Genomic DNA, 937 nt, shown 5'->3' on the forward strand with positions numbered 1-937 from the left:
ACCACGTTCAGCGCCCCCGACAGCGGACGACCCCCGATCGCCCCGCCGGCGGGCGGCCATACCGGCGCACCCGCGGGCGGTGCGACGTTCACCGGCGCCGGTGAACGGCGCACCCGCGGCGCGGCCCGCGACCTGTCCGCCGCCCGTCGCCTGGCGGTCCTGGGCGAGGACCGCGGCCATCCGATGAGCGTCGCCTTCAGCCCGACCGCCGCGCTGGTCGCCACCGCCGGCACCGACACCACCGTGCGCCTGTGGCAGGCGGCGTTCCCCGACGCCCCGCGCCTGATCGCCGCCGTCGGCTACGGCCGGCGGATCAACCAGGAGTGGGCGCGGGCGGTGACGTTCAGCCCCGACGGGCGGATCCTCGCCGCCGCCGGCGACGCGGGCACCACGGTGCTGTGGCAGGTCGCCGACCCGGCCCACCCGGTGGCGCTGATGACGCTGACCGGCCACCGCGGCTACCTGCACGACCTCGGGTTCAGCCCCGGCGGCACCCTGCTGGCCACCGCCGGCGACGACCGGGCGGTGCTGCTGTGGGACCTCGCCGAGCCGGGGGTGCCACGGCGCGCGGCGATCCTCGCCGGGCATCGCAGCGCCGTGCGGGCGGTGACGTTCAGCCCCGACGGCACCCTGCTGGCCACCGGCGCCGAGGACCGCACCGTCATCCTGTGGGATCTCGCCGACCCGACCCACCCGAGCGCCACGGTCACCCTGACCGGTGCCCGCGGACCAGTGTTCACCGTGGCGTTCAGCCCGGATGGCGACCTGCTCGCCGTCGCCGGCAAGGACCGCACGGTGCGGGTCTACTCGGTGGCCGACCCCACCACCGAAACCGTCCTCGCCGAGATCACCGACCATCGCCGTGCCGTGCACGCCGTCGACTTCAGCCCCGACGGCACCCTGCTGGCCACCGGCAGCGGCGACCGCACCGCCACCG

The 937-nt window shown here is 76.8% G+C and carries 1 protein-coding gene; it reads left to right on the forward strand.

Annotated features, from left to right (window positions below; all coding sequences use genetic code 11):
- Positions 1-937 (forward strand): WD40 repeat domain-containing protein (locus NBZ85_RS31435; RefSeq protein ID WP_261563460.1); only part of this gene is annotated, 937 nt, incomplete at both ends.

The sequence above is a fragment of the Frankia tisae genome (genome assembly GCF_025403405.1).
Taxonomy (GTDB): Bacteria; Actinomycetota; Actinomycetes; order Frankiales; family Frankiaceae; genus Frankia; species Frankia tisai.